At 74.2% G+C, this 13,757-nt stretch carries 6 protein-coding genes; 2 read left to right on the top strand and 4 right to left on the bottom strand.

Annotation, left to right across the window (positions count from 1 at the left end; all coding sequences use genetic code 11):
- The first annotated feature begins 11 nt into the window (after positions 1-11).
- Together ACHZ99_RS18930 and ACHZ99_RS18935 are read left to right on the top strand one after the other, a co-directional pair.
- Positions 12-938: an oxidoreductase gene (locus ACHZ99_RS18930; protein ID WP_420305814.1), complete on the top strand. Its 927-nt coding sequence runs from the start codon at positions 12-14 to the stop codon at positions 936-938.
- A gap of 223 nt (positions 939-1,161) precedes the next feature.
- The gene (locus ACHZ99_RS18935; RefSeq protein WP_420305815.1) at positions 1,162-2,709 is read left to right on the top strand and encodes an MFS transporter; all 1,548 of its coding nucleotides are present in this window, start codon (positions 1,162-1,164) and stop codon (positions 2,707-2,709) included.
- A gap of 18 nt (positions 2,710-2,727) precedes the next feature.
- On the opposite strand, the gene ACHZ99_RS18940 is transcribed toward ACHZ99_RS18935, so the two are convergent.
- Genes ACHZ99_RS18940 through ACHZ99_RS18955 form a run of 4 tightly spaced genes read right to left on the bottom strand, consistent with a single transcriptional unit; the run spans position 2,728 to position 13,743 of the window.
- Complete coding sequence (locus tag ACHZ99_RS18940; protein WP_420305816.1) at positions 2,728-3,672, bottom strand: lipase family alpha/beta hydrolase; 945 nt, start codon at positions 3,670-3,672, stop codon at positions 2,728-2,730.
- A gap of 47 nt (positions 3,673-3,719) precedes the next feature.
- A complete protein-coding gene (locus ACHZ99_RS18945) occupies positions 3,720-4,496 on the bottom strand; it encodes a thioesterase II family protein (protein WP_420305817.1) in 777 nt (258 codons plus the stop codon).
- 26 nt (positions 4,497-4,522) lie between these two features.
- Complete coding sequence (locus ACHZ99_RS18950) at positions 4,523-7,177, bottom strand: type I polyketide synthase (RefSeq protein ID WP_420305818.1); 2,655 nt, start codon at positions 7,175-7,177, stop codon at positions 4,523-4,525.
- Positions 7,174-13,743, bottom strand: a complete 6,570-nt coding sequence (locus ACHZ99_RS18955; protein ID WP_420305819.1) for a type I polyketide synthase — start codon at positions 13,741-13,743, stop codon at positions 7,174-7,176. The genes ACHZ99_RS18950 and ACHZ99_RS18955 overlap by 4 nt, the downstream gene beginning before the upstream one ends.
- Positions 13,744-13,757: the final 14 nt, after the last annotated feature.

The raw sequence follows: 13,757 nt of genomic DNA on the forward strand, positions 1-13,757 counted from the left end.
CGTGCGCAGATATGGCCGGTTGGACGGCGGGCGACATACCCGACCAGAGCGGCCGACTGGCCGTGGTCACCGGGGCGAACAGCGGTCTCGGCTACGCCACCGCGCGGGAGCTGGCACGGCACGGCGCCCGGGTGGTGCTGGCCTGCCGCAGCGCGGAGCGCGGCGCCGAGGCGCAGGGCAGGCTGCTGGCCGAGGTGCCGGGCGCGGAGGTGGAGTGCCGGGCGCTGGACCTGGCGGACCTGACGTCGGTACGGGCCTTCGCCGAGGGCCTGGAGGCGGACGAGCTGCACCTGCTGATCAACAACGCCGGGGTCATGGCCATGCCGTACGGCCGGACCGCGGACGGCTTCGAGACGCAGATCGGCGTGAACCACCTCGGCCACTTCGCGCTCACCGGCCTGCTGCTGCCGAAGCTGCTGGCGGCGCCGAAGGCCAGGGTGGTCACCCTCTCCAGCATCTCCCACTTCGGCGGGCAGGTGAAGCTCGACGACCTGCACGGCGAGCGGCGTTACAACCGATGGACCACGTACTCCCGGTCGAAGTCGGCGAACCTCCTCTTCGTGCACGAGCTGGCCCGCCGCCTCGACGCGACCGGCGCGGACGTCGTGGCCGCCGCCGCTCACCCCGGCTACGCCGCGACGAACCTGCAGTACGCGGCGCCCCGGCTGGAGGGCCGCCGCATGGCGGAGCGGGTCACGACGCTGACGTACCGGCTGCTCGCCCAGTCCGCCGACCGCGGCGCGCTGCCGACGCTGTTCGCCGCCACCGCGCCGGACGTGGCGCCCGACGACTTCATCGGCCCCCGCATCCAGGGCTGGCGCGGCCGGCCGACCCGGTCGTGGCGGGCGAAGTGGACCCGGGACGACGCGGTGGCGGAGCAGCTCTGGACCCGCAGCGAGGAGTTGACGGAGGTGGGCTACGAGGCGCTGAAGGCGTAGCGCACCGGAAGCGGAACGCGGGCGGGAGCGCCCGCGGCCCGCTGTCCCGGGCCCCGAAGCACCGCGAGGGCTGCCTTTCCGGCAGCCCTCGCACCCGTTCGCCGCAGGAAGCTGGAGACGACCGGAACGGCGCTTTGAATCGCCATTTGGCGATGATAGCGTTTCGGACGCGTTAATCGACAAGAAGCGATGTCGGCAGGACTCGTCGACTGATTGGACCCCCATGGAGCAATGGGACAACCCGCGGCGGTGGTGGGCTCTGGCGGCCCTCGTGCTCGCGGCACTGACCATCGGTTTCGACATCACCATCCTCAATGTGGCGTTGCCGACGATCGCCGGCGAGCTCTCGGTGGGCACCGACGGACTCCAGTGGATCGTGAACGCCTATGTGGTGGTGCTGGCGGGGCTGATGCTGACCTGCGGCGCGCTGGGCGACAAGTACGGCCGGAAACTGCTCCTGGTGGTCGGGCTGGTGCTGTTCGCGGCGGCATCGGCGCTGGCGGCGTGGGGCGATTCGGCCGGGGTCGTCATCGCCGCCCGGGCCGGGATGGGCGTGGGCGGTGCCATCATCCTGCCCGTGGCCTTCGCCGTCGTGGCCGCGCTCTTCGGGCCGGACGAGCGCGGCCGGGCCGTATCGCTCCTGGTGGTGGGCACCGGCGCGGGCATCCCTCTCGGTCCGCTCATCGGGGGCTACCTGCTGGAGCACTTCTGGTGGGGCTCGATCTTCCTCATCAACATCCCGATGGCGGCGATCGCGCTGACGGCGATCGTCTTCCTGATGCCCGAGACGCGCGACCCCGCCCCGCGCCGGCTCGACCTGCCCGGCGCCCTGCTGTCCACGGCCGGTCTCGTCACCCTCGTCTACGGGATCATCGAGGCACCCGGCCGCGGCTGGGGGGACCCCCTGGTCCTGGGCTTGCTGGCGCTGGCCGCCGTGCTGCTGTTCGCCTTCGGCGTCTGGGAACTGCGCACCGAGCAGCCGATGATCGACCTGAGGTGGTTCGGGCGGCGCCAGTTCCTCTGGGCCAGCCTGGCCGGCATGCTGGTCAGCTTCACCCTGCTGGGCATGCTGTTCGTGCTGCCGCAGTACCTCCAGGACGTCGCGGGACACAGCGCGTTCGCCACCGGTCTGCGGCTCCTGCCCATGATCGGCGGTCTCGTCGTGGGCGCGCCGCTCGGGGAACGACTGGCGGCCGGCGGCTACCGCGTCCCGGTGGGGATCGGGCTGCTGCTTTCCGGCGCGGGCCTCGCCGTCGGCGCCGCCACGGACACCGGTACGTCCTACGGCTTCGTCGTCGTCTGGCTGACCGCGGTCGGCATGGGCATCGGCATGGCGCTGTCGCCCGCGATGGACGCCGTGCTGGACGACCTGCCGTCCGAACGCTCGGGAGCCGGCACGGCCATCACCATGACGCTGCGCCAGGTCGGCGGCGCCCTGGGGGTGGCCCTCCTCGGCAGCCTGCTGGCCCAGGGCTACGCGGACCAGGTCGACACGGACGGGCTGCCGCCACCCGCCGCGGACGCCGCGCGCGACTCGGTGGCCGGCGGGCTCGCCGTCGCCGACCGCTTGGACCTGCCGGAACTCGCCGCCAGCGCCCAGGACGCGTACATGAACGGCATGACGCTGGTGCTCGTCGCCACCGGTGCCGTGGCGATCCTCAGCGCCGTCCTGACCACCGCGCTGCTCCCCGGCCGCCCCGCGGTCGCGGCCGATGACGGCGCCGCGGCGCCGGACCCGGCCGGTGGCGCACCCGCCGAGAAGACGGCGTAGCACGCGTGGCGCGGGCCGTCACTCGCGCGCGTAGGCACGCAGCGGCGGCTCCGCGGTGGTGTACGGGGCGGTCAGGACGGCCTCCGCGAGGCCGCCCGCGAGGCCCAGCAGCCGGGTCATGCCCGCGACGTCGACGGCGTCGAAGACCACCTCGCCGCAGGACGAGGACCCGACGCGATCCGGGTCCGCCGCGCCGGGGTTGGCGAGCGCGTCCTGCGCCAGCGCGTACGCGGTGGCGTCCGCGAGCAGCGTCATGTGCCCGGGCGCGCGCAGCGGGCACACCTCCTGCACCATCACGTTCACTTCACCGGGATAGGCGGTCGCCGCGGGGGCCGGCCAGATCAGCTCATCGGTACGCGAGCCGATCGACGTCAGCTCCGGCCCCTCGGGGAACGGCTCCCGGGTGAGCGCGCCGACCCACGCGGCGGAGGGCCTGAACTGCCAGGCGAACGCCGGGCACACGCCCGCGGCGCAGGTCACGTCCGCGAAGCCGCTCCCCCGGTACGGGGACGCCAGCGAGACCACGTCGTCGACCCGGGCGGGCAGGTCGGGCCAGAACCGCAGGGCCCACGCCGCCAGCAGACCGCCCTGGCTGTGCCCGATGACGGAGACCTTCCGGCCGGCGATGTCGTTCATGTGCCGGATCGCGTGGACCGCGTACTCGGCGGTGGTCTGGATGTCGCCGACGCCCTGGCCGGGCAGGGCGTCGAGGACACATACGGGCCGGCCCTCCTCGCGCAGCGCCTTCTGATAACCCCAGCTGTAGACGTGCTCGGATGCCTCCGCCGTGCCCGGGACGAGCAGAACCGGCGTCGTGGCCGCGTCCTGTAAGTCGGGCGAACAGCGCACCGCCGCGGCCAGTTCCGGCACCGGCGTCTCCAGCGGCGGGCCGGCGCCGGCGGTGCCCGCCGCGGCGGACGCCGGCGGCGGGAAGAGGACGACGGCGGCGGCCAGCGCCGCCACGAGGGCGGTGAGGCGGAGGGGGCCGCGGGTCCGCGACCGCTTCGCCGTCAGCGCCGCTCCCCCGGCCGGCCGGCGGTCACCAGGGTCGTGACCTCCTTGCCGATGTCCTCCATGCGGTCGTTGAGGTAGAAGTGACCGCCGGGGAAGCTCCGGAAGTGGAACGGCCCGTCGACCTGGTCGCGCCAGCCCATCGTCTCGTCGATGCCCGCCTTGGGATCGGCGTCCCCGAGGAGTGCGGTCAGCGCGCACCGCAGCCTGGGACCCGGCTGGTACCGGTACGTCTCGACGGCCTTGTAGTCGTTGCGGACCACGGGAAGGATCATCTCCAGCAGCTCCTCGTCGTCGAGGAACGCCTGGTCCGTCCCGTTCAGGGAGCGCATCTCCGCCACCAGGCCCTTGTCGTCGCGAAGGTGGACGTCGTCGTCGTCGCGGACGACGCCCGGGGCCCGCCGGCCCGACACGACGAGCCCGGCGAGCGGTACGGAGCCGAACTGCTCCAGCCGCCGCGCCGCTTCGAAGGCGACGACCGCGCCCATGCTGTGGCCGAACAGGACGAGCGGGCGGTCCGTCCAGCCGACGAGGCGGTGGAAGACCTGCTTGGCGAGCTCGCCGACGTCGTCGACCAGCGCCTCCCCCATCCGGTCCTGCCGGCCCGGGTACTGCACCCCGTGGACCTCCATCTGCGGGGCGAGGGTCCGGGCCAGCGGCAGGTACACGTTGGCCGATCCGCCGGCGTGCGGGAACGCCACCAGCCGGGGCGCCCGCGGGGCCTCCGGTCCCAGCCGTCTGATCCACGAGCCGCCCACGCCGCCGGGTGCTGCCATGACGCCACTCCCCATCTCCGTGTCCCTCACTGTCCTTGCCGGCGCCGCCACGCGGACAGCGCCGGCAGCGTCGCTTCGAGCGCCTCGCGGTCCCCGGGGCCGTCGAAACCGAGGAGCTGCGCCAGCGCGGCGGCGTCCCCCTTCTCCACGACCTCCCAGAACGCGGCCTCGCCGGCGTCCGGCCCAGGGCCGCCGGAGGCGGCCATCCAGTACGGCTCGCGCTGGAACGCGTACGTCGGCAGCCCGACCCGCCGTGCCGGCACGGCGGCGAACGCGCCCTCCCAGCGCACGGCCAGTCCGTTCGTGGAGAGCCGCGCGAGCGCGCTCAGTACGTCGTGCGCCTCGTCCGGGCCGCCGGACAGCAGCGGTACGGCGGCCCCTCCGGAGCCCGCCGGGCTCAGGTCCACGACGGCCGAGACGCCGCGCCGGCCGAGCTGCCCGACCCCGGGCAGGGAGCCGGCGGGCCGCCAGATCTGGCTTGCCCAGTACTCGGCGGTCCGCAGCTGCCCGGCGGGAACCTCGTCGCCGGTCGTACCGGACACCACGGGGATCGACGGAACAGCCATCGGCAACCGCTCGGCCGCCCGGCGGAACTCCTCAAGGCCCGGGCCCGGTTCGCCGTCCGGCGCACCGCGGCGGAGCCGCTCGTCCTCGGCGGCCAGCGCACAGGCGGCGGGCAGCGACAGCACCCCGGAGGCGTGCGCCGCGGCGAGTGCGCCGATGCCCTGCCCGACGACCGCGTCGGGCCGTATCCCGTACGAGCCCAGCAGCCGGAACAGCGCGGTCTGGAACGCGAACAGTTCCGTCCGCGGGGCACCGGCATCCTCCGGAGCGAGCCACGCCGGCCGGACCGCGCGGTCCAGGTGTGCTTCCAGCTCGCCGCAGACCTCGTCCATGGCCCCGGCGAACGCGGGGAAGGCCGCGTACAGGCCGCTGCCCGCGTGGCCGGGCGGTGTGCCGGTGCCGGAGAAGAGAGCGGCCAGGCGCACGTCGCCGCGTGCCCGGCCGAGAACCACGCGGCCGTCCTCCTCCCCCTCCGCCAGGGCGGCAAGGCCCGCCAGCAGCTCGTCGCGGCTCTCCCCGAGGACGACCGCACGGTGGTCGAGCCGGGCCCGGGAGGTGGCGAGCGAGTAGCCCACGTCGACGGCGCTGAACTCCGGGTCGGCGGCGAGCTGCCGGTGCAGCCGCTGGGCCTGCGCGCGCACCCCCCGCTCGGACCGGGCGGAGAGGGCCCACGGCACCAGGGGCAGCGACCGGGCCGGGCCGTCAGTGGCGACGGCGGCGTCGGGTGCCGCCGGGGCGGGTGGGGCCTGCTCGACGATGGCGTGGGCGTTGGTGCCGCTGATCCCGAATGCGGAGACGCCCGCCCGGCGCGGTTGTCCGGTGTCGGGCCACGGCTGCGCCTCGGTCAGCAGCTCGACGGCGCCGGCGGACCAGTCCACGTGCGGCGAGGGCTCGTCCACGTGCAGGGTCCCGGGCAGCAGCCCGTGTCGCATCGCCATCACCATCTTGATCATTCCGGTGACGCCGGAAGCGGCCCTGGGATAGCCGATGTTCGACTTGACCGAGCCCAGCCACAGCGGGCGGCCGTGCGGCCGGTCCCGGCCGTACGTGGCAAGCAGCGCCTGCGCCTCGATCGGGTCCCCGAGCGTCGTGCCGGTCCCGTGCCCCTCGACCGCGTCGATGTCGGCCGGGGAGAGGCGGGCGTTGCTCAGCGCCTGGCGGATCACCCGCTGCTGCGCCGGTCCGTTGGGCGACGTCATGCCGTTGGACGCGCCGTCCTGGTTGACGGCCGAGCCGCGCACCACGGCCAGCACCTCGCGCCCGGCGCGCTGGGCGTCCGACAGCCGCTCCAGCAGCAGCACCCCGGCGCCCTCGCCCAGCCCCAGGCCGTCGGCCGCGGCGGCGAACGGCTTGCACCGCCCGTTGCCGGCCAGCGTCATCTGTTGGCCCGCCCCGGTGAAGAGCCCCGGGTTGGAGATCACCGAGACCCCGCCGACCAGGGCCAGGGCGCAGTCGCCCTGCCGCAGCGCCTGCCCGGCGAGGTGCAGCGCCACCAGCGACGAGGAGCAGGCCGTGTCCACGGTGACGGCGGGCCCCTCCACGCCGAAGGTGTACGCCAGCCGGCCGGAGATGAAGCTCCCGGCGTTGCCCGTGACCGCGGAGACGTCGAAGTCGCCCTCGGGCACGGTCCCTTCGCCGTACTCCGAGGCCATCGCGCCGATGAACACGCCCGCGGTGAGCCCCTGCACGGAGAGCGGGTCGAAGCCCGCGCGTTCGAACGCCTCCCAGGACGTCTCCAGCAGCAGGCGCTGCTGCGGGTCCATCGCCAGCGCTTCGGCCTGCGAGATGCCGAAGAGCCCGGCGTCGAAGTCGCCCGCGCCGCTGAGGAACCCGCCTTCCAGCACGGGGTGCTCGCCGGCCTGGCCGGGCCGCCGGAGGGCGTCGAGGTCCCAGCCCCGGTCGGTGGGGAACGGGGTGACCGCGTCCGTGCCCGCGGCGACCAGCTCCCACAGCTCCTCCGGCGTGGTCACCCCGCCGGGACAGCGGCACGCCATGCCGACGACGGCGAGGGGCTCGCCCACGGCGGCGGTCAGCTGCTGGTTCTGCCTGCGCAGCTTCTCGACGTCCAGCATCGCGCTGCGCAGCGCCTTGACCAGCTCGTCCGTCGAAACGGTCATCGGTCGCCCGCCCCTTCCGAGCCCGCGGACCCGTCGGCGCCGTCGAGTGCGAGGCGGACCAGGTCCGCCACCTCCAGGCCGGCGATGGCACTGGACTCCTCGGGCTGCGCCGCGGGGGTCTCGCCGTCCGCGCCGGCGAGTTGCCGGAGCACGTCCAGCACGCCGGCCTGGCGGAGCTGGGCGAGGGGGACGGTGGCCAGGGCGCGCCGGATCTCGGCCTCACCGTCGTCGGCGGCAGGCGGGGCGCCGTCCGCGGCCTGCGGGACGAGTTGGGTGTGGAGGTGGTCGGCGAGGGCGGTGGGGGTGGGATAGTCGAAGACCAGCGTGGCCGGCAGGCGCTGTCCCGTCGCCGCACCGAGGCGGTTGCGCAGCTCGACGGCGGTCAGCGAGTCGAAACCGATGTCCTTGAACGGCTGATCCACACTCACCGTCTCCGGCCCCGCATGCCCCAGAACCGCCGCCACATGCGTACGGACCAGATCGGTCAGGATCCGCTGCCGCTCCGCCTCACCCACCGAGGCAAGACGCCGCTGCAACGCGGAGGTATCCGCAGCCGACGCCGCAGCACGCCGCGCAGGCCCACGCACCAGCCCGCGGAGCATCGCCGGCAACGTGCCCGACCCGGCCTGCGCCCGCAACCTGCCCGCATCCACCCGCGCCGCGAACACCAACGGCTCCGTCGCCGCCAACGCCGCATCGAACAACGCCAAACCCTGCTCATCACTCAACGCACCCAGACCGGAACGAGACATCCGCGAAACATCCCGCTCACCCATCCCCCCCGTCATCCCACTGGCCTGCGCCCACAACCCCCACGCCACCGACGTACCAGGCAACCCCTCAGCACGACGACGCGCCGCCAAAGCATCCAAAAACGCATTCGCCGCCGCATAATTCGCCTGACCAGGAGCCCCCAACACCCCCGCCGCCGACGAGAACAACACGAACGCCGAAAGATCCAGACCCCGCGTCAGCTCATGCAGATTCACCGCCGCATCAACCTTCGGCCGCAACACCGCATCAACATCCCCCGCCGTCAACGACTCCACCAGCCCATCCACCAGCACACCCGCCGCATGCACCACACCCGTCAACGGCCGCTCCACCGGAACCGAATCCAGCACCTCCCCCAACGCGTGACGATCCGCCGCATCACACGCCGCAACCGTCACCGACGCACCCAACCCCACCAACTCATCCCGCAACTCCACCGCACCACCGGCATCCAACCCACGCCGACTCGTCAACAGCAGATGCCGCACCCCATACGACCTCACCAAATGCCGCGCAACCAGACCACCCAACACCCCCGTACCACCCGTCACCAACACCGTCCCACCGGGGTCGAGGGGCTGGGGCACGGTCAGGACGACCTTGCCGATGTGCCGGGCCTGGCTCAGGTACCGGAACGCCGCCTGTGCCTCGCGTACGTCCCAGGTGGTCACCGGCAGCGGCTTCAGCACGCCCTGCTCGATCAGCGCCACGATCTCGCCCAGCATCCGGTGGATCAGTTCCGGGTCGGCCTGCATCAGGTCGAACGCCTCGTACGCCACCCCGGCGTGCTCGGCGGCCACCTTCTCCGGGTCGCGGATGTCGGTCTTGCCCATCTCCATGAACCGCCCGCCACGTGGCAGGAGCCGGGCCGAGGCGTCCATGAACTCTCCGGCCAGCGAGTTCAGCACGACGTCCACGCCGGCGCCGCCGGTGGCGTCGAGGAACCGCTGCTCGAACTCCAGCGTCCGCGAGGAGGCGATGTGGTCGTCGTCGATGCCCTGGGCGCGCACCGCCTCCCACTTCGGGTGGCTGGCCGTGGCGTACACCTCCGCGCCGAGGTGGCGGGCGAGCTGGAGTGCGGCCATTCCCACGCCGCCGGCCGCGGCGTGCACGAGCACGGTCTCGCCGGCCTTGAGGCCGGCCAGTTCCACCAGCCCGTACCACGCGGTGAGGAACACCACGGGCGCGGACGCCGCCTGCTCGAACGACCAGCCGTCCGGGACCCGTACCACCAGCCGGTGGTCCGCGACGGCCATGGGGCCGAAGGACTGCGGCACGAACCCCATGACCCGGTCGCCCACCGCCAGCCCGGTCACGGCGGAGCCCACTTCGAGCACCACGCCCGCGGCCTCGCCGCCGGCGAACTTCTGGTTCGGGATCAGGCCGAGCGCCAGCAGGACATCGCGGAAGTTGAGGCCGGCGGCGCGGACGGCGATGCGCACCTGCCCGGGCTCCAGCGGGCCCTCGACGTCCGGGTGGGGCACCAGCGTCAGGCCCTCCAGCGTCCCGGTGCCCGTCACGTCCAGCCGCCAGGGCCCGTCCGCGGGCGGGGTCAGCGCTTCCGGTCCCGAGCGGGTCAGCCGCGGCGTGTGTACGGTGCCGCCGCGGACCGCCACCTGGGGCTCGCCGCACTCGACGGCGGCGGGCAGCAGGTCGGCGGCGTCGGGCGCGTCGTCGAGGTCGATCAGGACGATGCGGCCGGGGTGTTCGGTCTGCGCGGTGCGGAGCATGCCCCACACGCCCGCCCGCGCCAGGTCCGTCACCGCTTCGCCGGCCGCGGCGGCGACGGCGCCGCGGGTGACCGCCACCAGCCGGGAGGACGCGAACCGCTCGTCGGTGAGCCACCGCTGCACCGACTCCAGCAGCTGCGTCGTCGCGGCGCGGACGCCGTCGGCGAGTGGTGCGGCGTCGTCGTGGCCGGTACAGGGCAGCACGACGACGTCCGGTGCCTCGTCCGCGCCGGAGCCGTCGGCCGCGGCGGTCATGTCCGGCCACGCGGCGACCATCAGCCCGGCCCGTTCCAGGGCGGGCCGGAGCCCGATCCCGTCGGCACCGATGATCGACCACCGGCCGGAGGCGGGTCCCGCGACGGCCGCCAGCGGCATCCAGGTCAGCCGCAGCAGCGAGTCGCGGTCGCCGCTGCGTATCTGCTCCAGCTGTTCGAGCGTGACGGGCGGGACGACCAGCGAGTCGGCCCGGACCACCGGGTTTCCGGCGCCGTCGGAGATGCTCACGCTCACCGTGTCCGCGCCGGCCGCGGCCAGCCGTACCCGTACGTGCGTCGCGCCGGTGGCCGCGAGCGTCAGCCCGGCCCAGGCGAACGGCAGCCGCACCTGGCCCGCGGTGTCGAAGAACTCCCCGAGCCCGAGGGCGTGCAGGGTGGCGTCCATCAGCGCGGGGTGGATGCCGAACCGGCCGGCCTGCTCGCGCGCCCGCTCCGGCAGGGCGACCTCGGCGAAGACCTGGTCCCCGCGCCGCCAGGCGGCCTCAAGGCCCTGGAAGGTGGGCCCGTAGCCGTAGCCCGCCTCGGCCATCCCGGCGTAGAAGCCGGTCAGGTCGACCGGCTCCGCGCCCGGCGGCGGCCACGCGCTCAGCTCCGGGTCCGCCCCGGGTACGGTCTCGGCTGCGGACAGGGCGCCGCTGACGTGCTGCACCCACTCCCCCGCCTCGTCGGTGCGGGAGTGGATGGTGAGCGGCCGGTGGCCGCTGTCGTCCGGCGTCCCGACGCGGACCTGGATCGCGACGCCGCCGCGCTCGGGCATGATCAGCGGGACCTCGAAGGTCAGCTCGTCGATCCGGTCGCAGCCCACCTCGTCGCCCGCGCGGACGGCGAGTTCGACGAACCCGGTGCCGGGCAGCAGCACCACTCCGGACACGGCGTGGTCGGCCAGCCACGGCATCGTCTGCACGGACAGCCGGCCGGTGAGGACGACGGACCCGTCGGCGGTCTCGACCGCCGCCGCCAGCATCGGGTGGTCCACCGCGGTCTGGCCGAGCCCCGTCGGATCACCGGTGCTGCCGGCGGGCGCCGGCCAGTAGCGGTGGCGCTGGAAGCCGTACGTGGGCAGCGCGACCCGGCGGGCGGCGGTGCCGTCGAACATCGTCTCCCAGTCCACCGGCACGCCCTGGACGTACGCCTCCGCCAGCGCGGCGGCGAACCGGTCCGGGCCGCCCTCGTCGCGCCGCAGCGTGCCCACGGCCACCGCCCGCGCGCCGGCCGACTCGATCGTCTCCTGCACCCCCACCGTCAGGACGGGGTGGGGGCTGGCCTCCAGGAACACCCGGTGCCCCTGCTCCAGCAGCAGCCGGGTCACCTCCTCGAACCGCACCGGCTCCCGCAGGTTGGCGCACCAGTACGCGGCGTCCAGGCCGGAGGTGTCGACGGCCTCGCCGGAGACCGTGGAGTGGAACGGGATCTGCGCCGCCCGCGGCGCGATTCCCGCCAGTGCCTCCATCAGCTCGTCCCTCACCTGCTCCACCTGCGGCGAGTGCGAGGCGTAGTCCACCGGGATGCGCCGGGCCCGTACCCCGTCGGCCTCGCAGCCGGCGAGGACCTCGTCCAGCGCCGCGGCGTCGCCCGAGACGACCGTGGAGACCGGCCCGTTCATCGCGGCGATGCCCACGCGGCCCGCCCACGGCGCGAGCCGCTCCGCGGTCGCGTCCGCGGACAGCGCGACCGACGCCATGCCGCCCCCGCCGGCGAGGCCGACGAGGGCGCGGCTGCGCAGCGCCACCACGCGGGCCGCGTCCTCCAGCGACAGCGCCCCGGCGACGTACGCGGCGGCGATCTCGCCCTGCGAGTGGCCCACCACGGCGGCCGGTTCGACGCCGTGGGCACGCCAGAGCTGCGCCAGCGACACCATCACCGAGAACAGCACCGGCTGGACCACGTCCACCCGCTCCAGCGCGGCGCCGTCGGGGTCCTGAAGCACCTTGAGGAGGTCCCAGTCGACGTGCGGGGCGAGGGCCTGCGCGCACGCCTGGAGGTGGTCGGCGAACACGGGCGCGGAGTCCATCAGCTCCAGCGCCATGCCGATCCACTGCGACCCCTGCCCCGGGAAGACGAACACGGGCCGGGCGTCGCCTGCGGCGGTCCCCACCACCGTGCCGGCGGCCGGTTCGCCCTGCGCGAGGGCGCGGAGCCCCGGCGCCAGTTCCTCGCGGTCCGCGCCGAGGAGCACGGCACGGTGCTCCAGCCGGGCCCGGGTGGTCGCCAGCGAGTAGCCGATGTCCAGCGCGGCGGCGCCCGGGTGGGCCGTCAGGTGCGCCTCCAGCCGCCGGGCCTGCTCGCGCAACGCCTCCTCGGACCGCGCCGAGATCATCCACGCGACCGGGGCCGGCACCGCGGCGGCGTGGCCACCGGGCTCCTCGTCCCCCTCCTCGGCGGCGGGCTCGTCCGGGACGTCGGGCGCCTGTTCCACGATCAGGTGGGCGTTGGTGCCGCTGATGCCGAACGAGGACACCGCCGCCCGGCGCGGCCTGCCCTCACCGGGCCACGGCTGCGCCTCGGTGAGCAGCTCGACGGCGCCCGCGGACCAGTCCACGTGCGGCGACGGCTCGTCCACGTGGAGCGTCTTGGGCAGCACCCCGTGCTGCATCGCCTTCACCATCTTGATCACCCCGGCGACGCCCGCGGCGGCCTGGGTGTGCGCGATGTTCGACTTGACCGAGCCCAGCCACAGCGGGCGGCCGTGCGGCCGGTCCCGGCCGTACGTGGCAAGCAGCGCCTGCGCCTCGATCGGGTCCCCGAGCGTCGTACCGGTCCCGTGCCCCTCGACCGCGTCGATGTCGGCCGGCTCCAGCCCCGCACCGGCCAGCGCCTGACGGATGACCCGCTGCTGCGACGGCCCGTTCGGCGCCGTCAGACCGTTGGACGCGCCGTCCTGGTTGACGGCCGAGCCGCGCACCACGGCGAGGACGTCGTGGCCGTTGCGCCGGGCGTCGGACAGCCGCTCCAGCAGCAGCAGCGCCACCCCCTCGCCCCATCCGGCGCCGTCCGCGGCGCCCGCGAACGCCTTGCACCGGCCGTTCGGGGCGAGTCCCCGCTGCCGACTGAACTCCACGAACGCCATCGGGCTGATGAGCACCGACACCCCGCCCGCCAGCGCAAGGCTGCACTCGTCGGACCGTAGCGCCTGCACGGCCTGGTGCATCGCCACCAGCGACGACGAACAGGCCGTGTCCACGGTCACCGCCGGCCCCTCCAGACCGAAGGTGTACGCCAGCCGGCCGGAGACCACGCTCGCGGCGGTGCCGGTGACGCCGAAGCCCTCGCCGTTCTCGCCGGGCGCGGACGCGGAGCTGTACTCCGACCCCATCGAGCCGACGAATACGCCCGCCGGGAAACCGCCCAGCGACAGCGGATCGATGCCGGAGCGCTCGAACAGCTCCCAGGCGGCCTCCAGCAGCAGGCGCTGCTGCGGGTCCATGGCGAGCGCCTCGCGCGGGGAGATGCCGAAAAGGGCGGCATCGAAGTCGGCGAGGCCGGGCAGGAAGCCGCCGTGCCGGGTGTACGACGTGCCGACGCTGTCCGGGTCCGGGTCGTACAGCCCGTCCACGTCCCAGCCGCGGTCGGTCGGGAACTCCGACACCGCGTCCCGGCCCTCGGCGACCAGCGACCACAGGTCCTCGGGGGAGTCCACCCCGCCCGGATACCGGCAGGACATGCCGACGATCGCGATCGGCTCCCGGATTTTGTCCTCTAGGGTCGTCAGCCTCTCCCGGGTTTGCAGCAACTCGGTCATGAGCCGCTTGGAATAGTCGAGGATCTTGTTTTCCTGGTCGTTAGCCATGAAGTTGTTGCCTC

The organism is Streptomyces sp. MAR4 CNX-425 (genome assembly GCF_048656465.1).
Classification (GTDB): domain Bacteria; phylum Actinomycetota; class Actinomycetes; order Streptomycetales; family Streptomycetaceae; genus Streptomyces.